General features: G+C 42.6%; 23 protein-coding genes and 3 pseudogenes. 8 read left to right on the top strand and 18 right to left on the bottom strand.

The window, feature by feature from the left end; all coding sequences use genetic code 11:
- The first annotated feature begins 570 nt into the window (after nt 1-570).
- The gene (locus tag GQR42_RS01230; RefSeq protein WP_158198599.1) at nt 571-987 is read left to right on the top strand and encodes a DUF1816 domain-containing protein; all 417 of its coding nucleotides are present in this window, start codon (nt 571-573) and stop codon (nt 985-987) included.
- A 26-nt stretch (nt 988-1,013) separates the two neighbouring features.
- On the opposite strand, the gene GQR42_RS01225 is transcribed toward GQR42_RS01230, so the two are convergent.
- Entirely contained in the window at nt 1,014-1,208 is a 195-nt protein-coding gene (locus GQR42_RS01225; protein ID WP_158198598.1) for a hypothetical protein, read from the bottom strand.
- A gap of 468 nt (nt 1,209-1,676) precedes the next feature.
- Here GQR42_RS01225 and GQR42_RS01220 point away from each other — a divergent pair, with 468 nt between their 5' ends.
- Nucleotides 1,677-1,967, top strand: coding sequence for a DUF3082 domain-containing protein (locus GQR42_RS01220; RefSeq protein WP_002786666.1), 291 nt, complete (start codon nt 1,677-1,679; stop codon nt 1,965-1,967).
- 109 nt (nt 1,968-2,076) lie between these two features.
- Here GQR42_RS01220 and GQR42_RS01215 read toward each other — a convergent pair whose 3' ends face one another.
- The 5 genes from GQR42_RS01215 to hslO form a co-directional block, all read right to left on the bottom strand.
- Nucleotides 2,077-3,726 (bottom strand): alpha/beta hydrolase, encoded by a 1,650-nt coding sequence (locus GQR42_RS01215; RefSeq protein ID WP_158198597.1) that lies wholly within the window; start codon nt 3,724-3,726, stop codon nt 2,077-2,079.
- Between the two features lie 200 nt (nt 3,727-3,926).
- Nucleotides 3,927-5,570 (bottom strand): Ppx/GppA phosphatase family protein, encoded by a 1,644-nt coding sequence (locus GQR42_RS01210; RefSeq protein WP_158198596.1) that lies wholly within the window; start codon nt 5,568-5,570, stop codon nt 3,927-3,929.
- Between the two features lie 243 nt (nt 5,571-5,813).
- A complete protein-coding gene (locus tag GQR42_RS01205) occupies nt 5,814-7,025 on the bottom strand; it encodes a pentapeptide repeat-containing protein (RefSeq protein WP_158198595.1) in 1,212 nt (403 codons plus the stop codon).
- A 659-nt stretch (nt 7,026-7,684) separates the two neighbouring features.
- On the bottom strand, nt 7,685-9,640 hold the full coding sequence (locus tag GQR42_RS01200) for a chromosome segregation ATPase (protein WP_158198594.1): 1,956 nt from the start codon (nt 9,638-9,640) through the stop codon (nt 7,685-7,687).
- Between the two features lie 63 nt (nt 9,641-9,703).
- Complete coding sequence (gene hslO / locus GQR42_RS01195; RefSeq protein WP_158198593.1) at nt 9,704-10,618, bottom strand: Hsp33 family molecular chaperone HslO; 915 nt, start codon at nt 10,616-10,618, stop codon at nt 9,704-9,706.
- Nucleotides 10,619-10,702: 84 nt separating this feature from the next.
- Here hslO and GQR42_RS01190 point away from each other — a divergent pair, with 84 nt between their 5' ends.
- A complete protein-coding gene (locus GQR42_RS01190) occupies nt 10,703-11,101 on the top strand; it encodes a hypothetical protein (protein WP_158198592.1) in 399 nt (132 codons plus the stop codon).
- Nucleotides 11,102-11,144: 43 nt separating this feature from the next.
- On the opposite strand, the gene GQR42_RS01185 is transcribed toward GQR42_RS01190, so the two are convergent.
- From GQR42_RS01185 to GQR42_RS01165, 5 genes are all read right to left on the bottom strand, one after another.
- Entirely contained in the window at nt 11,145-11,297 is a 153-nt protein-coding gene (locus GQR42_RS01185) for a hypothetical protein (RefSeq protein WP_158198591.1), read from the bottom strand.
- A gap of 18 nt (nt 11,298-11,315) precedes the next feature.
- On the bottom strand, nt 11,316-11,942 hold the full coding sequence (locus GQR42_RS01180; protein ID WP_158198590.1) for a GspH/FimT family pseudopilin: 627 nt from the start codon (nt 11,940-11,942) through the stop codon (nt 11,316-11,318).
- Nucleotides 11,920-12,411: a type 4 pilin gene (locus GQR42_RS01175; RefSeq protein WP_158198589.1), complete on the bottom strand. Its 492-nt coding sequence runs from the start codon at nt 12,409-12,411 to the stop codon at nt 11,920-11,922. Before GQR42_RS01175 ends, GQR42_RS01180 begins: the two co-directional genes overlap by 23 nt.
- 309 nt (nt 12,412-12,720) lie before the next feature.
- Nucleotides 12,721-13,614: a DMT family transporter gene (locus GQR42_RS01170; RefSeq protein WP_158198588.1), complete on the bottom strand. Its 894-nt coding sequence runs from the start codon at nt 13,612-13,614 to the stop codon at nt 12,721-12,723.
- Nucleotides 13,615-13,693: 79 nt separating this feature from the next.
- Entirely contained in the window at nt 13,694-13,861 is a 168-nt protein-coding gene (locus GQR42_RS01165) for a hypothetical protein (RefSeq protein WP_158198587.1), read from the bottom strand.
- Nucleotides 13,862-13,872: 11 nt separating this feature from the next.
- On the opposite strand from GQR42_RS01165, the gene GQR42_RS01160 reads away from it, so the two are divergent.
- The 5 genes and pseudogenes from GQR42_RS01160 to GQR42_RS29770 all read left to right on the top strand — a co-directional run bounded on the left by GQR42_RS01160 (nt 13,873) and on the right by GQR42_RS29770 (nt 18,396).
- Nucleotides 13,873-14,229, top strand: coding sequence for a DUF1823 family protein (locus tag GQR42_RS01160; protein WP_045358538.1), 357 nt, complete (start codon nt 13,873-13,875; stop codon nt 14,227-14,229).
- Between the two features lie 31 nt (nt 14,230-14,260).
- Nucleotides 14,261-15,391, top strand: a complete 1,131-nt coding sequence (locus GQR42_RS01155; RefSeq protein WP_158198586.1) for a CO2 hydration protein — start codon at nt 14,261-14,263, stop codon at nt 15,389-15,391.
- Between the two features lie 53 nt (nt 15,392-15,444).
- Complete coding sequence (locus tag GQR42_RS01150) at nt 15,445-16,008, top strand: GUN4 domain-containing protein (RefSeq protein ID WP_158198585.1); 564 nt, start codon at nt 15,445-15,447, stop codon at nt 16,006-16,008.
- Nucleotides 16,009-16,011: 3 nt separating this feature from the next.
- Nucleotides 16,012-16,263 carry a nitrate/nitrite transporter NrtS gene (gene nrtS, locus GQR42_RS01145; protein ID WP_158198584.1) on the top strand — a complete coding sequence of 84 codons (252 nt, stop codon included), beginning with the start codon at nt 16,012-16,014 and terminating at the stop codon, nt 16,261-16,263.
- 393 nt (nt 16,264-16,656) lie between these two features.
- A pseudogene (locus tag GQR42_RS29770) lies at nt 16,657-18,396 on the top strand (IS1634 family transposase).
- Between the two features lie 131 nt (nt 18,397-18,527).
- Here the strand turns inward: GQR42_RS29770 and GQR42_RS01130 are convergent.
- The 7 genes and pseudogenes from GQR42_RS01130 to GQR42_RS01105 all read right to left on the bottom strand — a co-directional run.
- Nucleotides 18,528-18,731, bottom strand: a pseudogene (locus tag GQR42_RS01130) (IS200/IS605 family accessory protein TnpB-related protein); the annotation flags it as partial.
- Between the two features lie 199 nt (nt 18,732-18,930).
- A complete protein-coding gene (locus tag GQR42_RS01125; protein ID WP_233271437.1) occupies nt 18,931-19,125 on the bottom strand; it encodes a transposase in 195 nt (64 codons plus the stop codon).
- Nucleotides 19,126-19,133: 8 nt separating this feature from the next.
- Nucleotides 19,134-19,223 (bottom strand): annotated as a pseudogene (locus tag GQR42_RS30260) (type II toxin-antitoxin system VapC family toxin); the annotation flags it as partial.
- Between the two features lie 166 nt (nt 19,224-19,389).
- Nucleotides 19,390-19,665 (bottom strand): BrnA antitoxin family protein, encoded by a 276-nt coding sequence (locus GQR42_RS01120; protein ID WP_158198582.1) that lies wholly within the window; start codon nt 19,663-19,665, stop codon nt 19,390-19,392.
- Complete coding sequence (locus tag GQR42_RS01115) at nt 19,628-19,903, bottom strand: BrnT family toxin (protein WP_002785632.1); 276 nt, start codon at nt 19,901-19,903, stop codon at nt 19,628-19,630. Before GQR42_RS01115 ends, GQR42_RS01120 begins: the two co-directional genes overlap by 38 nt.
- A 121-nt stretch (nt 19,904-20,024) precedes the next feature.
- The gene (locus GQR42_RS01110) at nt 20,025-20,393 is read right to left on the bottom strand and encodes a clan AA aspartic protease (protein WP_158198581.1); all 369 of its coding nucleotides are present in this window, start codon (nt 20,391-20,393) and stop codon (nt 20,025-20,027) included.
- On the bottom strand, nt 20,390-20,665 hold the full coding sequence (locus tag GQR42_RS01105; RefSeq protein WP_158198580.1) for a hypothetical protein: 276 nt from the start codon (nt 20,663-20,665) through the stop codon (nt 20,390-20,392). The genes GQR42_RS01110 and GQR42_RS01105 overlap by 4 nt, the downstream gene beginning before the upstream one ends.
- Between the last annotated feature and the right edge of the window lie 210 nt (nt 20,666-20,875).

Raw genomic sequence — 20,875 nt, 5'->3', positions numbered from 1 at the left:
TTAAAAAACTCTATTTGTTGTCAATATTATTGAGAGATTGCTGCATAAATATAAAAACCTTGTTGGATAATATCTTTTGGTCTTTTTGAAATAAAAAAGTGCCAGCCATTGGATTGTTCGGTGGGAAAATTTAGGGACTTTTTCCCTGAAAATTAGGTAATTGACCACCTAAAAATTGGTCAAACCCTACACCCTACACCCCACACCCTACCCCTAGGAAAAACTTTTTGCCGCAACCCCTATTGACAGTGTTTCTCATAAAGATGAAGTATAACAGGGTTTGGCATCGACCACCGACTCCCCAAAACGAAAACTTCCTATCCCACCATTAAGATAACGGCTATATATTCCCCTACAGCATCATAAAGAACTCGATCGGGTTCTTCCTGTGGAAGAATCTCCCGTTAACCTATGCTCTGAGGGGAGAGTATGTCAAAATTTAACTTTTTGCCCCTCTATGCTAGGGTATCAAGAGGCGCTACTCTGTTAGGAGATGATTTTGCTTGAGTCATCTGCCCAAAGTAGCGTCTGTTTTTTTAACCCTTACCCCCAAAAGAGAATCTTTTCTGTATGCTAGAGGCTAATAATCAGGGAGAGAATCAAATATTTCTCTATGAAGTTGTTTTTTCCGGTTCTTCTGGCTCTTTGCCTCAACGCTTCTCCCAGACAGTCTTGCGAGTACCTAAAAGCCGCATGAGTCAAGAAACACAGCGCCTCCTGCGCCAAGGGGCCAAGATTCTCAGTATCAGGCCTCTTGACCCAGAAACTGTCTCGATCAAGCCTAGTTTACCCCCTCAACCCTGGTGGGTAGAGATCACCACCAGTCAGCCGAAATGTCTCTATTATTTCGGTCCTTTCGAGAGTTTTTCTGAAGCTTTATCCCATCAATCCGGTTATATCGAAGACCTACAATCGGAATCTGCCGTGGGAATTAACAGCGAAATTAAACAATGTCAGCCAGAGGTTTTAACTCAAGAAGATTTTTAATTTATGGTATCTGATTATACAGATTTTTAGGAATAGTTAGTTTCCTCTTGTTTTCGTTGAACAATGCCTTTACCCTCACAGAATTTACAGGGGACGGATTCATTCTCTGTCTCTAGATAGATTCTTCCTTTGCCTTGGCAGTGGGGACAGATAACTTTTTCTTCCCACCAATAATTCTCTAAAAAAGCCTCATCGGTAATATAGGTAAAATCTTCAAACATTGGCTTGTCCTCTTATCGTTGAGATAGCTTAATCTGGATTCATCTTTCAACCTGAGAAATTGAAAATCAGTTTTACCCCCATCGTAAAAAAGATCGGGTTCATTCTTCTTCAAACTTAAATTACTTCATATTTATTTATGTTTATTAATATATAATGAGTGTTCACTATCAATCTTGTCTACCTCACCCCGGAGTGTTTCACTTTATTTTACCTAAAATGTCGGATGAATGCCCCCGCTACATTTTTCGACAAGATACTCACCTTTGCGGGGGATGAAATCCGACCAGAATAAGCTGTTCGTAATTTAAATTGCTTGTTGAGAACGTAGGTTGGGCTTCGGCCGTGAGCTTTTGCCGAACGGTTGAAGCATGAAACCCAACGCCCGCTCATGTTACGAAGTGCGCTAACCCATCCTACAAATAATTGTGCCTCCCTACTTAGAATTAAAATTTGAGGACTAAAAAGTAATGACCACAGAATTAGAAACCAAAAAAGTTACTCCTACTCGCTGTTTAGTTGGTGCGGCAATTTCCGCCGCATTGGGGACAATTCTCTATTATCTCACGGCAGCGATCGGTCATTCTTTTTACTCAAAACCAATGGTTGCACACAGTCCGATCGCCTTGAGAATTGGCAGTGCTGTCCGCACTTTGGTTTTTGGTTTAGCTTCTCTAGGAACCTTTATTTTTGCTTTTGTCACCATTGGTTTAATTCTTTTGGCTATCCAATTACTACTTAAACGCCCTCAACAAACATAAATTACGAATTATGAATTGGCAGTGGGGAAGTGGGGAGCTTATCAGTGATCAGTAAACTGATAACTGATCACTGATCACTGATCACTGATCACTGATCACTGATAACTGATTAACGGACATTTTGTGCAATAAAATCTTCGATGAGTTGTTCTAAAACCGCCGAGGAGGCGCGGGTGATCAGAAAACATCTAAACTTTTGGCCTTGACTGAGATATTGGGAATAGGCCGCCTGTAAAAAAGGTTTATAGCTGGGGTTTTTGCGAATATACACCTCAAAAAAGGCCAAAGATAGGGAATGGGCGTAACTATCGATCAGATATGGTGCTGGCAAGGTAAGATCGGCTATGGATTCGATCGTTTCGTTAATTCCCGCGTCTAGTACCGAAAAATCGACGTGAGCTTGACCTTCAATCAGAGCTAAATATTTATTTTCGGTATTGAGCAGGGGAAAAGAGCGCACCTGTTCAAAAATAGCGGGGGTAGCGGGATCGTAGGTTCCTGCCGCTACAAAAGTGGGAATTTCGATCTTAGCTAGTCCTTTAGCCCCGAAAATACTCCAATTAAACGGATTAACTGCAAAAATCGCTTTTATTCTCCGATCGCGAAAGTTGTATTCTTCTCGGGGTAAATCCAAAGCACGACACTGCAGCAAGAGGGAGACATTGAGAAAAGCTAATCTTCTTTGGCAGTCCCGTTGTAAATTCTCGAAATCGATCGTCGCTCCACCTACAGCTAAGGCTGTATAACCGCCGAAGGAATGTCCACCAACTCCCACATTATCTACATCTAATTGCCCCTGAAATTCCCCCGCATTGCGTCTTTGCAATTCATCGATCACAAAAGATATGTCCAATGGACGATTGACAAATTCCTTGGTATCAAAAACCATCCGCGATAAACCAGCGAGCAGATTCTGCACCTGTAGGGTATCGCTGCCGGGGTGTTGGGGTATGGCGACGAGATAACCGTAACTAGCCCAGTGTTCCGCTTGTCGGACAAAATCTTCAGGACGGGAAGCTAAACCGTGGGAAAAGACGATAACGGGGGTTTTCTGGGTTAATTGCCCCTTGGGTTTGACAATGATCAGATAAAGTTCCCTCTGACGACGGCTATCGGTTAAATCCAGCCGCATTTGTTCCACTTGTTGGGGGCCTGGTTGTCGGGGGTCGGTCATGGCGGTAAAATTAATTTCACTGGCCTTTTTCGCTTCTTCTAAAGATAATTGCGCCACCTGTTCCGTAAATACTGTGGTCGCTTTCAGGACGATATCGATCGCCCGGGCTAATCTTGCCACTTTTGTCACATCAATCTGCATATTAGTGGGCAGATTACGCAGCAGGTTAAGAATAGTTACCCCTCCTGGTTCAAAAGCTGATTTAATTAGGGCAGAACGCAGGGCAAATTTACCATTAATATCCCCTTGAATGGTGATCAGTCCCCCTAAAAGGTTGAGGATATCTTCCCCCATTGTGGTGTTAAAAAAGCGCGAGATCAGGACGGGATTAATTTCTTTACTTGTGGTTAAAGCTTGCCGAAATTCTCTTTGTTGTTCCGGCGTGGTATTACCTAAATATTGTCTTAGATTAGCGTCAATTCTGCCAGTCTCGACAAAGTTTTCTAGGGAACTAATTTCTAGGGTACGACTAAAGGGCGGTAAGATAAAAGTGATTCTCTCGGCCGAGAGGACAGGAAAGCTAGTCAGTATCGTTCCCAAGCAACCAAGAGCGATCAAACGACCAATTTTAGCTAATTGCAACAAGTTTTTCGCCTCCTTTTTTTCCTGCGTTCCTATTCCTTCTCGATTGTAACAGTAACTTCGCAGTTTTTAACTGTTTTCTTACTTAATTATCAACAAAAATTATCAATTTACCTCGGTCGATAATCTTGACCTAGAATAATCGCTAACAAGTCGCGAAAATTACAATCTTGCCGATTTCAAGCTACTCACCGCTGATGATTTCAGGGTAAAAATGCCAAAGTTGCCACCACTTTCACCCCAAATTCTTCCTCAAAAACAGGTTTTTTATAGTCTAAACTCCACAATTCTAAAGCACAATCATCTTCAGCATTATTGGGAAAAAGATGCAGATGTAGGGTTCTATATTCGGGATCATACTTACATTCAATCTTTTTAATCGCTCCTATTTGTCGCCGATCTAAAGCCACAGCCAAGCGCAGTATTGCACTTAGATGTCTGACCATATACTGATAGTATTCAGTTAATTTCATAAAATCATCGTGCCTTTTCTTCGGTTTACTTTTGCGGTGATAACGAGCGATATTAGCGATAACTTCTAACTCTATTTCCGTATAGCCCAACAGTTCACCATTGCGAATTAAATAATAGGAATGTTTATGATGGGCAGCATGACTAACATATAAACCACTATTATGCAGTATAGCCGCCGCCCATAATAAATCTTTAGCTTCCTGATTCCAAGAATGTAATTGTCCTTGCGTTTGCTCGAATAAAGACAGGGAAAATCTCGCTATTCTCTCGGCCGATTCTAAATTAACTTGATACTTTTTCGCTATTTTCAAGACACTGCGCTGACGGATTTCACTCTGATAAAGTAACCGATTATCAATTAAACCGTGCGTCAGCATCCAATCGACGATTACCCCTTCTCGCAAGGCCCTTTCACAGAGAACTAACTTATCAACATCTAACATGGTCATCGCTTCCAAAAGCACGATCGAACCAGCTAGAATTATCTCGGCCCGTTTATCGGACATCCCCAGAATTGCCAGTCTTTGATGATAGTCCAAAGTGGCGAAACGCTTGACCAATTCTTTGACATCTTTACGGGTTAATTGATAGCCATTTAAAGGATTAGGAATTTCCCCCAATTTCTCCCAAGCATGGATAGTCATCAAAGTTTCGATCGTCCCAGAAGTTCCCACTAAACGCGGCACTTCTCCCACCTGTAAATGATGTTTAATTTCTTCTACTGCCCGCTCCAACATTCCCCTGGTGTATGCCCTTAAATAGGCTAATTCTGTGGTACTAATGGGATCGGTAGTGATCAAATCTTGCGTCAAACGCACCGCGCCGATTTTGGTACTACTAAGAAAGCGAATTTCTTGACTATCAGCTAAGATTAATTCTGTGGAACCGCCACCAATATCGATAATAATATGGGCTTGATTTTGGAAATCCATCCCCGAGACGACACCGAGATAAATCCGGCGCGCTTCCTCCTGTCCAGAGATGAGATTTACAGAAATACCGACTTCTTTCTCGATTAAAGCCAAAAATTCGTCGCCGTTGGTCGCTTCCCGGGTGGCGCTGGTGGCAACGGCGATAATCTGATCCGCATGGAGACTAATAGCCAGATCGTGACAGCGTTTTAAAGCGGCGATCGCTCTTTCCATGGCTACTAGGGTTAATTTACCAGTTTTCCTATCTCGATCGCCCAGACGGACTGTATCCTTTTCTCGGGCAATAATCGTAAAAGCGGGTAAAGACGGTTCAATTTTCACCACTACCATGTGAACCGAATTCGTACCAATATCGATCGCCGCTAGGATTTGGACATCGGAGACTTTTCTAAGGGGCGCTAGTCCCCGATTGGGTATAACTTGATTAGAAATATTCACCATCGCTTATCAGTGATCAGTTACCAGTCGGGGGATAGGTGTTAAGGCTGGTCTTATTATCCCTCTAATTGTCCGCTTCGGTGCCGCAATTTTCGCTTTGTATAGCATAAGACGTATTTAAATCGCTTATTTTTAGATTAGCCGAATCTCCCCCAATCCCTTTACTGTTGCCTCTTGCCTCTTGCAAGAGTGCCTCTTGCCTCGTCTCAACAAGCAATTTAAATCACGAACAGCTTAGCATTTATCTTATTCGTCAATATACAATTTTCGCTGCTCCAGGGCCAATTGCTGGAATTCCCCTTCCCCAAATTCTCCCTCACCCGGACGGCGCTCTCCCTCGGACTCGACTAAATAGATATAATCACAATCAACCCCTTCTAAATTGGTATTTTCGGCGATTTTCCAAGCTTCGATACAAGCACCCGTCAGGGTGGCTCCCTGTAAATTGGCTCTCATCACGTTACTATGGGCTAAATTTGCCCCTTCTAGATTAGCGTAGGCTAAATTTGCCTCGCTCAAATTTGCCCTAGTCAGGTTGGCATTTTTGAAGTTAACCCCAGAAAGATTTAGTCCGCGAAAATTATAGCCAATATAAGCTTTATTTTCCCCTTGACCAGTAACCAGAAGATTTCTAATCGCCACTTCGGCCAAAATTGTCTTTTCCCAGCGCGCTCGCTCGATGCCCGATACCAGATAAAATCGAGTTCTAGTTAAGTCTTTTGCCCTTAAATCAGTGGCTTTTAACTGCGCTCCCGTGAAATCAGCTTCTTGGAGATTTGCCCCGAAAAAATTTGTACCCTTACTGGCTAAAAAAGCAATTGCCATGGATTTCGTGATCGTTTCTCTCGATTCTTCTAGGGATAACCAGGCCAGATAAGCGGTGAATAAAGTACCACAAACCCCAACAATCCAAGCTATAGACAAAGTTATATTCACCGCAGCTATTCCTGCTAATAATCCTTGAAAAGCTAATATAATCCCCGTCAATAAAGTTAAAATTAAGCTGATAAAAATTGCTAGGATAAAATTTATTTTTTTCCCAGAAATTAAGGATAAAACTAAGGGCAATCCCCCAACTCGCTGAGGATAAAATCTTCCGTAAATTAGCGATAAAATCGTGATTATCACCGCAGCAATGATTTTAAATTCGGTTACATCTGTCACCAGCATTAAAGCTAGATAATAACCAGCTAATCCCCACAGAAACCCGCAGACAGCCGCTATTAACCAAGAAATTAAAATTAATTGTAGCCGACCGCGCTTTAGTAATCCTGCCTTGACCTCTGTAAATTTAGTTCTCTCTAAAATAGCCCCTTGAAAATTAGTGCCACGCAGATCTGCTTTACTAAAATTAGCCCCCGATAAATTCTGTCCGTGAAAACACTGTCCTTTTAATTTTACTCCTGTGAAATTGCGTTTGCCCTTGGCATATAAATCCAGTACCTCATTTGCTCTCATAAGACCTCTTGCAGAAATCAAAAATCGTTTTTAGGGTTAGGAGTCAGTAGCCAGTAGTCAGTAGTCAGGAGAATTAAGAATGAATAATAATCAATTAAATGGTCTATTTAAAGATTTTGTGTTATTTAATCCTTACTATTGCTGTTTTTGAACCATCAAAAATTAATTATGCAGGAGGTTTATAGAAATTACGGAGATATGTTTTTTGCTTGATTAATTAATTTAATTGATAAGTACCTAAGCAAAATTAATTACACATATCTAACCCCGCTCTTGCCTCTTGCCTCTTGCCTATCTTCACTAGGAAATTAATTTTGCACGACTACTTAACACCTTTTATCTTTTTAAAATTGGCTTTGGTTATTTGTTGGCAATTTATACTAATACTAAATCCAGTTATTAAAAACTGATTATTTATTCCCTTTTGCCTTTTGCCTCTTGCATGAGTGCCTCTCCTCATAACTAGCCTGTACTCAATGGATTTAGTATAAATCGGTTTTTAATAGTGCGATGAACTCCCAAGTTATGGATTGTTTCTCCCCGCTCTCCCATACCTTGTAAACAGGATTTAGTATAATACAGATTTAACTTAACAGACCCCCGGGAATGAGGGACTTTTTTTAGGGGTAATCCACGGCAAAAACAGCCTCTAAAACTGATTATTGACCCGGACTTGGTGCTTCGAGCGGGGACTCCGGGGAAAGGGGAGTCGATTCAACTATTGGCGCTGGGGCCGGAGGTTGGAGAATATTGCGCCAGCCTTGCATTTGGGAGCGAGCCGAACTGTAAGCGGTACTTTCGGGGGATACGGATTCAGCAAGGCGAATAGCTTCCAGATAACGGCCATTATTAGCTTGGTCCGTGGCTAAAGACAAAAGCTGATAACTCCAACGTTCCAGCAATTCACTCCGTTGCACACCCGCATCAGTTTTAGTGGAAATATTGGTAACTAAAGCAATCGCTCGGGTTAAACCTTCTGCGGTTCCCATCGCCGCTAATTGATTAGCCTGCTGGAGATTTTGACGGGCCCGCAACTCTCGGCGCCAACGACGGATATTTTGGGACGCTTCCGCAGAAAGAGCGCGACTGGGGGGAATTTGATTGGCAGTTTCGATCGCTGTGCTATAGTCTTTGAGATTGGCCAAAGCTTGAGCCTGATCTAAAATAGGTTGATCCTCCATGCGTTCAATCCGCGCTTGCCAGCCGCCAATTTCCCGTTGAGCATCTCTGTATAAGGCCCGATTGTTAGCGATTGCTCGCGCCTGAATAATAGCGTTACTGAGAGAGTTAATATCGCCAGGGAGAGCTATTTCCCGCGCCCGTTCTAAAATCGGTCGGTCTTCAATGACTTGTATTTGACGATTCCAAGAGCCAATTTCCTGCTGTGCTTGCGACCAGAGGGGATTATTACGGGGAACCTCGCCCGCTTTCGCGATAGCGGCGCTATACTGCTCGATTGTACCTGCTTGTGCTAAATCTCTAGCCTCAGACAATATTTTTAGATCCTGTACCTGTAACTGCCAGCGCTCCCTCATAGCTAGGGCTGTTTGATGGAGGGGTCGAGAAGCGTCGATTTGTTCTAGTCCCAAGATGCCAGCTTCTAATCCCTCCACCGTGCCAGTTTCCCCATCTAAGGCCGCTGTGGACAAGAGAGACCAATCGGTGACATCTTCTTTAATTTTGAGGTCTTTGGGGGTTTGGTTAGCCAAATCCCGGAGAGCTTGCCATTGCTTCCGCTCAATTAATCTTTCGGCGTATTCTTTTAGTTTATCCTCGGTTTTCCCGATTAATTTTTGTGCCTCTTGATAGGCATAACTGCTGGCTTGAATTTTTCTAGCTTCTTCGATGACTTTCAACCAATTGTCGAGACCGCCCCGGGCAAAGAGATTAAAGGCATTATCTAATTTACTGCTATCTTCCCGGGCGACGGTAATTTTCGCAATCGCTTCATTATACTTAACCGTTGCCCAATATTCGTTATTTAAGTTCAATAAATCCACTGCTAGACGGAAAGATTGATTCCAGTTGGAAGCGCGGAGATTTTCCTCTAGTTTGCTTAAGATCTCGTTGCCTTCCGTCCAAGTTTCTTGCCACTTAGCGATTCTTTCTTCAATAATTGCCGCTACTGCCATATTATTGGGGATTTGACGAGCTTTAGCGATCGCTTGCTCTAAATTTCCCGCTTGATAGTCTTTTTCAGCCAAATTCAGGATATCTCGCGCCCATTCTTCCAACTGTTGATTAACTTGCGATCGCAAGGGATGGTCTTCGGGTAAAGCTTCCACCAGGGCAATTGCTGCGAGTAAACCTTCCACGGTGCGACTATCGGCGGAAAGTTGAGCGCAGTAGAGACGCAGGGAGGCAGAAGCAATAGGCCAGAAGATTTTCGGACAATTGGGCGACTTCTGCATATTTAATAACTGCCAAGTGGCCAGAAAGCCAACACCACCAAAGACCACCACAAATAAAGCCGCCCAAACTTTCCAAGTGAAACGATGCTGGTATCGGTACCAAAAGAGAAAAAGAAAAGACTTAGTTTTCTCTGGCCAACGAGTCAGGGAGTCAATCGATTCTCGTTTGACTAGATTTTCGGTTAATTCTTTTCCTTTAAACATTCACGACTCCCCGGCAGATATTTTAGATAGATTTTACCCTAATGGCGCTCATTGCCCAACTTCTCAGCAAGATTCAGCCTGTAGAGACTCGACTAATTCGATTAATTGTCTCTCGTTGGCATTATACACTTCCCGACAAAACTCACAGACGGCTTCCGCTTGTTTATCCTTTTCGATAATGTCTTTTAATTCATCGACCCCTAAAAATTTTAAAGCTCCTAAGGCCCGTTCAAAAGAGCAATCACAATCAAAACGCAGCATCTGCACAGCTGGAAAAATTTCTAGACCCATATCTCCGAGAAGTTCCTGAAAAATATCTTCTAGTCCTTTTCCTGCCCGTAAAAGGGGCGTAAATCCCGTTAATTTTCGCAATCTCGACTCTAAACGAGCCACCAAGACCTCATCCCGGGACGCTTCTTTAGAGAGAACTTGTAATAAAATTCCCCCAGCAGCCGTTACTCCTGTGGTCGTACCGACAAAAACCCCCACTTGCAAAGCGGAGGGAATTTGTTCCGATTGGTCCAAGTAGTAGGCGATATCTTCCCCCACTTCCCCAGAAACTATTTCCACTATGCTTTCTTGAAGTTCATTTCTCTCCTCACCTTTTTCTTCCCGCAAGACCCGCACATAACCCTTGTCACCGACGGCGCGACCCACATCTAATTTACCCTTAGCATTGGGGAGTAATTCCACCTGGGGACAGTCCACATAACCCCGCACCGTGCCATCGAGTCCGGCATCAACCAAGACCCCACCCAAGGGACCGTCGCCTTTAATGCGAATATTGATCCTAGAACCGGGTTTTTTTAAACTGGAAGCCAAGAGTAAAGCCGATGCCATCGTGCGACCGAGAGCGGCGGTGGCTACGTTAGATAATTGATGTCTTTGGCGAGCTTCTTCGGTTAAACGAGTGGTAATCACTCCTACTACTCTAATTCCCCCATCGGCGGCCGTGGCGCGGATTAATTTATCTGCCATACTACTTACTGTTATCCTTGGAAAACGCTGTCCCGATTTTTAGTTATTCTTTAACTAACTTAACAAAAATTATCAGACAATCATATGTTCGGCAATTTTCAACAAAGTCAGCTGCGTATCGAAATCTCGGCCAGTGAACAGGCTATCCGGGATAGTTTGCTCAAAACTGCTCATCTCCGTCAATGGCTGTGGCCGCAAATGCTCTCGCCTAATCTACCCGATAAATTAGAGGAAGGTTTGACTTTTACCTCTTGGTTAGGTTTAATTCCCGTACAACATCAGGTTTTATTGGCCAATGACCAGTGTTTACGCTTGCTTTTGAGTCAAGCTATCGATGGCTATCACGAATGGTATTGGGGCGATGGTTGGTTACAATCGCGGTTAGAAGGCATTTCTCTCCTTCCCCTCAATCTCGGTCAAACTCTCAGTTTATTGAAATTACGACTATTTCTGAGCAATCAAAAGTTAGGATTTGGGGGTTAGGGGTTGGGGTTTTGGGGTGTTAGGGTTTTGGGGTTTTGGGGTATTAGTTGAATTCCCCATCTCCCCATTTCCCCATCTCCCCATCTCCCCATCTCCCCATTTCCCCATCTCCCCATCTCCCCATCTCCCCATCTCCCCATTTCCCCATCTCCCCATCTCCCCATCTCCCCATTTCCCCATCTCCCCATCTCCCCATCTCCCCATCTCCCCTAATCTAGGGTTCAGTTCCATCAAGACGGATTTGACAATTATTGGCATTGAGCGTACCTAGAGGATCGCCGTTATAAGTACCTTGTTTAACTATTCCTAGCAGAGAAGCAATAACTAGACATTTTTTTTCTTGCTTGGGATAGGGATCGGCGGAGGCATTGGCGGCGGGATATAATACGATTATCGCTGGACCACCAGGCGGAGCAAAGGTTAACCCCGGCACATGACCCCGAAAAGAAAAGCGAATCCCCGGACTGCCACTCACAGGGGGAAATTTCGGAAAATTACTCACCACCATAAATACTTCCTCCGGCAGACTTAAGGAACTCGCGTTAGTATTAGTCGCCACTAAACAACCTGCTTCACTGGCGGTTATTTGCGAGTAAACCTTGGGAGTGCCAGTCCCTTCAGTAAAATTAATCGTGCAACTTCTCCCTCGACGGATAGCTTGTCTTTGGGCATCCCGTAGCGCTGATTGTATAGAATCGGTGGCTTCTTGGACTTTATTGCTATTTAACCAAGCTAATAAATTAGGTCCAGTTAAGGCGGCAAGAACTCCCGTAATTGCCAAAGCTACCAAAATTTCTAACAGGGTAAAACCCTGATTTTTATGGACAGTTAAACGACGCATCGGGAATCACCTCGACAGAACTTTTGGCAATAACATTTTCTTGGTTGGGGTAATCTTTAGGAGTTTGATCTTTTGCTTCGACTCGATAATCAATACGAAGGCGATGGGGATTATTCGATTGGTTAGTAATATCAAAAGTCCGATAGAGAGAATATTTTTTACCGACAATTTCTTCTGTTGCTTCTAATTTTTCCTTCGGAGGGTCGGCCGGGGGGGGAGTATCTGTTAGTTGTCTTCTTAAGGCTGTGGCATAACCCTGATTGATATTTGTACATACATCTGAACTGACAAATTTGGTATCCACATTCGAAGCTAAATATTTGACATCCTCAAAATCTTTTTGTATCCAAAAGTTAGCTCGAGATTGTCTTTCTGCCCGGACTCTATATAAGGCATCCACTGCCATTAACTGTAAGGTTCCTGTTAAGAAAGCGGTAATAGTCAAAATGGCAATTATCACTTCTAACATCGAGAAACCCGACTCGGACGAAGGCAGTTTTGACTGTATCCCCTTTCCTTTTGATTTCACTTTTCACCCCCCCCAAGTTTTTCCTGAAAACCACTGGCTTTTTTTATCTCTCAACTACAGAGTACCCAGATGATGGAATATTTCTAACTCTAGTCAGGGAATTAATTCCCCGAAAACCCTATTGCTCAAGTGAGTTAGATTGTCTAAACTCTCATGCAGTTAGCATTGTATACTAATCTACTGTTTGTCTGTGATCATCATCCGCGATCAAGATCACAATTAACCAGTAATATTAGATACACTAACAGCTTATCCCCCCAAAATAGCAATGCCTACGCCGATTAACAGAATTAATCCGCCATAAATGACTTCTTGGGGGGGTATTTCACCAAAAATGAACAGTCCTAAAAGACTAGCGGCGATTGGCTCTAATAAAATTACCATGGTTACTATTGTCGGTGCTACCCATCGCAAAGCCCAGTTAAAGCTAGTATGACCGATTAATTGCGGAAAAATCGCCATCATTAACACATAAACATACACGGATAAGGGATAGCTTTCGTAACCTTGACCGAATAAAAAAATAGAAGGTAATAAAGCTAATCCTGCGGTAGTGTAGGCTACAGTTATATAATTCTTAATATTTAAGCCCTTTCTTTGTGCTTCTCGTCCGAGGAGAATATAACCACTAACGAGAATTGCCCCAATTAAAGCCAAGCTATTACCCAATAAAGGGTTAGGATAAGAACTACTGACCTCTCGATGGGCTAAAACAATCAATAATCCCCCCGTTAGAGCCACAAAAATGCCGATAAAAGTTAATTTGCTCGGTTTTTCTCGAAACCACCACCAACCCAACAGAGAAACCCAGAGAGGATTAGTGGTGACTAAAGTGGTAGAAGCGGCGATCGAGGTGTAGGATAGAGAAGTAATCCAAGTAGCAAAATGGAGAGCTAAACAAAATCCTGCCCCCACTGCGTAATAATAGGCTTGAATAGGGACTTTTTGGCGTGATAAGGTCAACCAGTTCGGAATTAGGACAACAGAAGCCAATATCAGACGAGAAGTCGCTAAAAATAAACTAAATGCGATCGTAGCATTACCTACCGCTTCGATCGCTAACCGGATAAAAATTGCCGATGCAGAAACCGACACCACACCGATAGTTAAGATAAAAATAATTTTGGCGTTAGAAGGAGGCAAAATAGGCTACGCTTACGCGATGATCGATGATGTTATTCACCAGTTATTTTAACCGTAGGCAGGAGCCGGTCGTCGGTGGTCAGGAAATAGGGTGATAGGGTGATAGGGTGATAGGGTTTTGGGGTGATAGGGTGATGAGACAACTTCCCCACTTCCCCACTTCCCCACTTTCCCACTTCCCCACTTCCCCACTTCCCCACTTCCCCACTTCCCCACTTCCCCACTTCCCCATCACCCCATCACCCATTTACTTAATCTATGGAACTACCAGAATTAAATATAGAGACAATTTGGGCGATTATTAACGATGAAATTGACGACGAAACCGTTAATAAATTGGTTTGGCAAACTTTAGGTTATCGCTACGATGAAAGTCAAGGAAAATGGGATAATAGTCAAGTAGAGGAGGATTGGCGACGGGAATATCCTCAGCCTCCCGATTTTATTGCCAATCGTCCTCCAACAGTAAAATTAACTCGATCAATCTTGCCAGAAAATAAACAATTATTAAAAGATAAATTGGGGTTTACCGGTTATAAAATTGGCGAATTCAATCCCCGCATGACTCGCCGTGCCACCGCCGCTAATTGGTTGTGCTTTTATGGGTTAAAATAGATAAGGAAAGTTATTTTATCAAGCTTCTAGCATGGTCACTACCCCTGTCAAGTCCTCCTCTCACCCTCTAGCATCCTATATTGATCGTCTCACTGCTGGGGAAGCATTGTTAAAAGATACTCCCCAAAATTTGATCGAGGTAGTGGGTATCCTGAAAAGTTACGGAGTGGTGTTAGATGCTTATTCCAAAAATTTAATTTATATTGCGGAAAATCAGTTTTTGGTTTTTTTCCCCTTCTTTAAATATTTTAATGGTCAAGTATCTTGGCAGAAATTACTACAACACTGGTGGCATGATCGCATTAATTTTGAGTATGCTGAATACTGTATGAAAGCCATGTTTTGGCATGGTGGTGGTGGTTTAGATAGTTATGTAGATAGTGCCGCTTTTCGGGAAGTGACAGCCAAAGTTATTCAAGCCAAATTTAGGAATAATCCCCTAGTTTTAAGTTTAAATAAAGCCTTTCCTGAATTTTTGCCAGAACAAATGCGGATGATGGCCTACTATAGCGGTTTAGGTCAATTTTGGCGAATTATGGCCGATACTTTTTTAAGTTTATCCGATCTCTACGATGCCGGAAAAATTACCAATATTCCCGAAGTGGTGGCACACATTAAGAAAAATTTAGTTGATAATGCTAGTAAACCAATTGTCTATCAAGTAAAAATCAAAGGGCAAACCTATGATCTTATCCCCAAATCGGCAGGATTAACCTTTCTTGCCGATACGGCAATCCCCTACGTTGAGGCGGTTTTCTTTCGCGGAACACCTTTTCCCGGTACAATTTCCTATAATGCCCAAGCCTATCAAATTCCCTACGATCAAGGAATGTTTGCCTATGGTGCTTTGTATGCGGATCCTTTACCCATAGGAGGTGCAGGGATTCCCCCTACACTATTAATGCAGGATATGCGTCACTTTTTACCAGATTATCTGCACGACATTTATAAAAAGAGTTTTCGTCAAGAAGAAGATTTATTAGTCCAGATCTGCGAAACTTTTCAAAAGTCGATGTTTTGTGTGACAACGGCAGCCATTCAAGGATTAGCACCTTATCCTTTAACTACCACAGATTTAAAAGAACAAAAAGCCAATCGCATCTATCTAGAAGCATGGATGAATCGCTTTGTTAAGTCGCGATTAGCAGCGGTAAATCAATAATTATTCTGCCGATAAATCGCTAATTTTTGCAGTCAACAAACCAACCTACATTTATGACAGATATTAACGCCCAACTTCAGGATATTTTAGCTCAATTGCAATCTTTAACCGAACGGGTTGCCCTGATCGAAGCGCGTCAGATGTTAGTACCAGACATCGAGCGCTATGGTAAATTACAGCAATTACTAGCTGAGGGGAACTTTAAGGAGGCAGACGCAGAAACTCTCCGAGTTATCCTCGAAGCTGCCGGCAGAACCCGGGATACTTTAACCCCAGAGGATATGATGCGGTTTCCCGTTAATGTAATTCGGGTACTTGATCGCCTTTGGAAAAATTATAGCGGCGATCATTTCGGTTTTAGCAATCAGGTGAAGTTATATTTTGCCGCCGGGGGTGATATTAACACCCTGCGTACCCAAGACGCGGAAACGATTAGAAAATTTGGGGAGTTGGTAGGATGGCGCAACAAAGATGAGTGGCGTATTGATGATTATGACCACTGGGATTTTAGTCTAGCAGCTCCTGAAGGTTGTTTTCCCGCTCTCTGGTGGAAGTCTCCCTACGGGTTAAAAATGGTGACTTTTTGCTTTACTCGCCTGATAGAGTGCGATTTATAGGCAATGAAAGGAGTTATCGGCTATTTTCATGCTTTATTATCCCCCCAATTTGCCCCCACTGGGATAAAAGTGGCTGTAGTGGTGGGGACGATTTTATTGACAATTAACCACGGTTATGCTATAATGTCTGGGCGGATGACAAGCGATCGCTGGCTGGCGGCATCACTGACTTATCTAGTTCCCTATCTAGTCAATGTTCATGGGCAGTATAGCAGTTATCGCCGTCAGCAGTGGCCGAAAAAATCGCAGGAATAAAGGCAATGAATATACCCCTAAGTGGTGATTTCTTTGAGTTTAGGGAACTCCCTGTTAGTAGAGGACTGCTATGATAGCGATCGAGACGAATATTCAGGAGTCCGATTTACCATGGCTACTGTTTTATCGAAAACTGGCGAGTTCCTAGAAATCCCTGATGATCAGTTAATTTCTTTCCTCGAGGAAAACCGAGATTTGATTCAAGATCGACAATCACCCAGAAAAAGAGCGATTAAAAGACCTATACCTGAACTTACCCCATACATATATACCATAATAGCCGAAAACCCTTATACATCAATGGATACACCCATTAACTTTTCTTAATGTACCCATGTAATTTGTAACATTTTTTAATGGACAAGAATTCTCTCCATTTGTAGAATAGTAGTCATGTATATAGAAAAAGTTCCTAACCGTAATTCTCCCCCCGCTGTTCTTCTTCGAGAGTCCTACAAAAGAAGGAGATCAAGTCAAAAAAAGAACCTTGGCTAATCTCTCAAAATTACCCGATGATATTATCGACAATCTAAAACTGGCTCTTAAAGGAGCAACACTGTCCATGACTGAAGGCATTCCCAATCATTTTGAAGTGATTAGAAGTCTTCCTCCTGGTCATGTAATGGCTATTTTAGAGACGATTAAAAAATTAGGTTTAGATAAAATAATCAGTGAAAAATCCTCACGAATCAGAAACTTAGTGGTGGCGATGATTGTGGCAAGAATCATCAATCCTAAATCGAAACTAGCCACAGCGAGAGGGTTTAATAGCGAGACTTGCAGTCAGAGTTTAGGACAATTGTTAGACTTAGAGAAAGCCGATGAAGACGAATTAGATAACGCCTTAGATTGGTTATTAGAAAAACAAGAGAAAATTGAGAAGCACCTAGCACTTAAACACTTGGAATCAGGAACATTAGTCTTGTATGATGTCACTTCTACCTACCTAGAAGGAAATGGTTGTGAACTGGGAAAATATGGTGATAATCGAGATAAAAAGAAAGGAAAACCTCAGATAGTTTTTGGTTTGTTATGTTCAGCTAAGGGTTGTCCGATAGCGGTAGAAGTCTGTGAAGGAAACACCTCAGACGGTGCTACTTTAAGCGGACAAATTGAGAAAGTCATCAATGGGTTGGGGGATTGAGAATGTGGTCTGGGTAAGTGATAGAGAAATTTTAACTAACTCGAAAATCAACGAATTAGTAAAACCGATAGAAGGATTAGACTATATTACTGGTTTAACTAAGCCTCAAATTCGGAAACTGGCTGAGGTAGAAGTGATTCAATTAGGATTATTTGAGCAGGTAAACTTGGTAGAATTTGAGAGCGAAGATTATCCCGACGAAAGATTAATTGCTTGTCGAAATCCCTTCATTGCCCAGAAAAATCAACAAGAAAGAGAGGCCTTATTAGAGGCAACAGAGAAGGAACTAGATTTGATTGTTCAGGCGACTCAAAGGGAGAAAAGAGCTTTAAAGGGTCAAGATAAGATAGCTTTGAGAGTGGGCAAGGTTCTTAATCAGTTTAAAGTCAATAAATACTATAACCTAGAGATAACAGAAGAAGGCTTTTATTATCAGCGTAAGCTGGAATTAATCGCTCAAGAAACGGCTTTGGATGGTGTGTATGTGTTAAGAACTTCTCTGGAGTCAACCTGGATGGATGCAGCGACGACGGTTAAAGCTTATAAAAGTTTATCTCAAGTGGAGGAGGCATTTCGCTGTTATAAGTCAATTGATTTAAAGGTACGTCCTATCTATCATTATAAGGGTGATAGAGTCAAAGCTCAGATCTTTTTATGTATGTTGGCTTATTATGTGGAATGGCATTTAAAACAGTCCTTGGCTCCTTTATTATTTGAGGATGAAGAAATTGATGATAGTTCTCTGAATGTGATTAAAGCGAGTCCCAGTGAATCGGTGCAATCGAAAGAGAGAAAAAAACGGAATCAAGAGAACCTCCCTGTGCATAGTTTTCGGACTTTGTACAGAAGACCTGGGGACAATTTGCTTGAATACAGTGGAATGTACGATTAGGGAGGGAAGTTATCGTTTTTCTAAGATAACTCGACCGACCCAACTGCAACAAAAAGCGTTAGATTTATTGGGAGTTTCCCTGATTTGTACCCAGTAAAGGGGCGGCGGAAATTCTCTTAATCCCTTCTACAGCACAGGTTATGGCTTTTTGTCAACGGGGAAGTCCAGATATAAACCTCGTTTAATCCTTTTTCCTGAAAACACTGGCTTTTCAGTTGTTTGTCCCTACACTGGTAGGGGGTCTAAATTCAAAAAATTAGCAACGGAGGTATAGGATTCCTCTTGAATAATCACTTTGATTCCTACTAATTGACATTGATAACTAATCATGTCAATTAATCGAGCATGAGGGATGGTCACCAACTTTTGATTATTGACTTTCCCTAAGTTTACCTCTTGTTTCCAACCGTCATTTTTCCCAATAACTAGGGTATGCGGCAAAAAGTTTCTCGTGGGGGTAGGGTGTGGGGTGTGGGGTGTAGGGTGTAGGGTTTTACCAATTTTCATCTGGTCAATTACCTAATTTTCAGAGAAAAAGTCCCTGAATTTTCCCCCCGATCCCCGCAATGGCTGGCACTTTTTGAGGGTAAAAAAGTCTAAAAGTCCTATCCAACAAGGTTTTTAGATTTATTCAGCAGACCCTAACTAAAGTGGTAATTTGTTGGTCAACTAAGAGCTTAACCAAATAACGACTAGCTTTATGAAGATAATCATCTACTTTCTGATTTCGACAGCGAGTTAAACGGCGAAGCCTCTGGGAACTTTGACGATTACCTTTTAACAGAGATTGTAACTTAGCTCGACGTTGGTTATAAAATTGATTCAGGCTTTTTAGTTGGCGGCAAGAATCAGTTTTTCTGTTGGTCTTGCGGTTAGATGACCCAAAATACTGGTTTCAATATAGACGGTTTCGCTGACGGCAATAAGAGAAAATCTATCCCACGTCTATCCTACTGCATTTAATCTTGGTTTTGAGGGAGTTGGGTAACAGCCGTCAACCCAACCCACAAGACTGGCGATCACACTCAAGTACCCTAACGTTATGCCGCTGCAATCCTTGTTTTCAAATACAACAACATGAATCTGCCTGTTATTGATGTGCCTCCATATACGCTCGTAGCAATTGATTGATCTGTGTTTGATAGCCACGCCCTTGAGACTTAAACCACTCTAATACATCGCTATCAATGCGGAGTGTAACTTGAGCCTTGGCTTTTGTAGCAGGTAAACCCCGCCGCACTACCGCCTTAGCAAAGATTTCTGGCGTAATCTCTGGACAATCTGATAAATCAATATCTTCATCGCTCATCGCATCCAATCGTTGCCAATCAGTTTGAGAGTTGCTCGAAGTAGGTTCGTTGTTCATATTTCGTCGCTTTTCTTGCAGAAATAATACGGGTGCAATCCTCACGTTCTGTATGGACAACGGCAATCACTCGCCCTTGCAACAAACCGAATGTGACAAAACGCTGCTCTCCATAACCGTAACGATCGTCCTCAACTGTTACAATATCCCCATCAAACACGGCTGGAACATCGGTAAAATCTATTCCGTGCTTACGCAGATTAGCAAGACGTTTTGCTTCATCCCATTCATATTCCATAACCGAACGACAGCTACAATAACCAATTGTAGTTACAAATTGTCGTTACAGCTATCCATGCCAAGCAATTTTTATCGTGAGTGTTGTTAGACCGTGCCTCGCCGATCGCTTCTAACAAGGATCACAAGGCTTCAATTTTCACGATACCGCCCTCAACATTATCAACCTGCAATCGATAGCCGTAGAGCATCGCCATTCCGAGGAGCGGTTCTGTCTCTGATGCTGCAATATCGACCTCACGGTACTGCCCATCCCAAATGACTGTTGCGGTGTAAAAATCAAACAAGACTTCGCTACCATCCCCCAGAGTTGCTGGGTTGGCAATCGTCCAAGGCAATCCAAGACGAACAATGATTTCAGAGGGTAAAGACAGAAAGCCATCAAACCCTGTATCAATCACGGTATTGATGACTTCTCTTTGACCAGATGAATTACCAACAACAAGGGAAAGCGTGGCTTCCCGACGCAAATTCACCACTCCATATATCATTGACCCTTCTTCAAACTCCGCGAACCAAAGTGATAAACGGCGCGATGTCCAATCCGAATTCCAAAAGGCTGGGCATCGGGATTGCGCTCAAACAGCCGATTAGTTGCAGCTACGACCGTTTCATCAACCTCAAAATTTCCGGTTTCGATGTCGATCGCTAGGATTTTGCCCTCGTTGCCAGCTTCGACTTGCTGCCGAATGCCAGACTCATAAAGTTCTTGCCCGCGTCGAGCTATCTCCTCTTTGCTGTAACGTCGTTGGCGGACTGTCATCGGCATGACCTCGATTTCAAAATTAACCCCTCTATTTTACCCTGAACAACAAAGATGGCGATCACACTTAACATCTTAACAATAAAGCATTTGAGCTTGATCCTAGAAGTTTCAGTTCCTGGTTTGAAATCACCTTCAGGGTTATGGTTTTTTCTGCATCGTCTTTACTCGTTTTATTATAACAGGATTTGGTATCACAGCTTCAATCAA

Origin of the sequence: Microcystis aeruginosa FD4 (genome assembly GCF_009792235.1) — a bacterium.
Taxonomy (GTDB): domain Bacteria; phylum Cyanobacteriota; class Cyanobacteriia; order Cyanobacteriales; family Microcystaceae; genus Microcystis; species Microcystis viridis.
This window is presented reverse-complemented; position numbering and strand designations above follow the sequence as displayed.

Coding starts and splice junctions, on each gene's coding strand:
- GQR42_RS01230 (WP_158198599.1), top strand. CDS start 571: ATGCTAGAGGCTAATAATCAGGGAGAGAATCAAATATTTCTCTATGAA.
- GQR42_RS01225 (WP_158198598.1), bottom strand. CDS start 1,208: ATGTTTGAAGATTTTACCTATATTACCGATGAGGCTTTTTTAGAGAAT.
- GQR42_RS01220 (WP_002786666.1), top strand. CDS start 1,677: ATGACCACAGAATTAGAAACCAAAAAAGTTACTCCTACTCGCTGTTTA.
- GQR42_RS01210 (WP_158198596.1), bottom strand. CDS start 5,570: ATGGTGAATATTTCTAATCAAGTTATACCCAATCGGGGACTAGCGCCC.
- GQR42_RS01205 (WP_158198595.1), bottom strand. CDS start 7,025: ATGAGAGCAAATGAGGTACTGGATTTATATGCCAAGGGCAAACGCAAT.
- GQR42_RS01200 (WP_158198594.1), bottom strand. CDS start 9,640: ATGTTTAAAGGAAAAGAATTAACCGAAAATCTAGTCAAACGAGAATCG.
- hslO (WP_158198593.1), bottom strand. CDS start 10,618: ATGGCAGATAAATTAATCCGCGCCACGGCCGCCGATGGGGGAATTAGA.
- GQR42_RS01190 (WP_158198592.1), top strand. CDS start 10,703: ATGTTCGGCAATTTTCAACAAAGTCAGCTGCGTATCGAAATCTCGGCC.
- GQR42_RS01185 (WP_158198591.1), bottom strand. CDS start 11,297: ATGGGGAGATGGGGAGATGGGGAAATGGGGAGATGGGGAGATGGGGAG.
- GQR42_RS01180 (WP_158198590.1), bottom strand. CDS start 11,942: ATGCGTCGTTTAACTGTCCATAAAAATCAGGGTTTTACCCTGTTAGAA.
- GQR42_RS01175 (WP_158198589.1), bottom strand. CDS start 12,411: ATGTTAGAAGTGATAATTGCCATTTTGACTATTACCGCTTTCTTAACA.
- GQR42_RS01165 (WP_158198587.1), bottom strand. CDS start 13,861: ATGGGTGATGGGGTGATGGGGAAGTGGGGAAGTGGGGAAGTGGGGAAG.
- GQR42_RS01160 (WP_045358538.1), top strand. CDS start 13,873: ATGGAACTACCAGAATTAAATATAGAGACAATTTGGGCGATTATTAAC.
- GQR42_RS01155 (WP_158198586.1), top strand. CDS start 14,261: ATGGTCACTACCCCTGTCAAGTCCTCCTCTCACCCTCTAGCATCCTAT.
- GQR42_RS01150 (WP_158198585.1), top strand. CDS start 15,445: ATGACAGATATTAACGCCCAACTTCAGGATATTTTAGCTCAATTGCAA.
- nrtS (WP_158198584.1), top strand. CDS start 16,012: ATGAAAGGAGTTATCGGCTATTTTCATGCTTTATTATCCCCCCAATTT.
- GQR42_RS01120 (WP_158198582.1), bottom strand. CDS start 19,665: ATGAACAACGAACCTACTTCGAGCAACTCTCAAACTGATTGGCAACGA.
- GQR42_RS01115 (WP_002785632.1), bottom strand. CDS start 19,903: ATGGAATATGAATGGGATGAAGCAAAACGTCTTGCTAATCTGCGTAAG.
- GQR42_RS01110 (WP_158198581.1), bottom strand. CDS start 20,393: ATGATATATGGAGTGGTGAATTTGCGTCGGGAAGCCACGCTTTCCCTT.
- GQR42_RS01105 (WP_158198580.1), bottom strand. CDS start 20,665: ATGACAGTCCGCCAACGACGTTACAGCAAAGAGGAGATAGCTCGACGC.